Annotated in this window: 1 protein-coding gene; it reads right to left on the bottom strand. The window is 64.0% G+C overall.

Translation table 11 applies throughout. The features are described 5' to 3' along the window. A partial coding sequence (gene pgk / locus DMP05_RS09715) for a phosphoglycerate kinase (RefSeq protein WP_148039738.1) occupies positions 1-505 on the bottom strand: 505 nt, incomplete at both ends.

Consider the following 505-nt stretch of genomic DNA (forward strand, 5'->3'; position numbering starts at 1 on the left):
CCAGCATGCCGGAAAGCGTCTGCACCTCCCCCGCGAGGAGAAAGCCCGCATAGGCAGGCAGCAGATGAGCCACGCCCGTCGTAGAGGCATGGGCGCGGTGGGCGGTGCCGAACGCGTCGTTCACATATACCTCGGCGAGCGAGGCGAGCTCCTCGCAGAAAGACGGATCGTTCTTCTTCTCCCGCGGATCGAAGCGCAGGTTTTCAAGAACCAGAATCTCGCCCGGCTGCAGCTTATCTGCCATCTCATGGGCGTTCTCGCCCGCCACGTCGCTCGCCACGGCGACCGGAGCGTCCACCAGCTGCGCCAGACGCTCGGCGGCAGGCTTGATGGAGAACTCCTCTTCGAAGCCCTTGCCGGAGGGGCGACCGCGGTGGCTCATCAGAATAACTTTCGCGCCATGCTCGAGCAGATACGTGATAGTGGGCAGCGCCGCACGGATGCGCGTGTCATCGGTGACGGCGCCTTCCTTCACGGGAACGTTGAAATCGACACGGACCAGGAC

The organism is Slackia isoflavoniconvertens (assembly GCF_003725955.1).
In the GTDB taxonomy this organism is placed as follows: Bacteria; Actinomycetota; Coriobacteriia; order Coriobacteriales; family Eggerthellaceae; genus Slackia; species Slackia isoflavoniconvertens.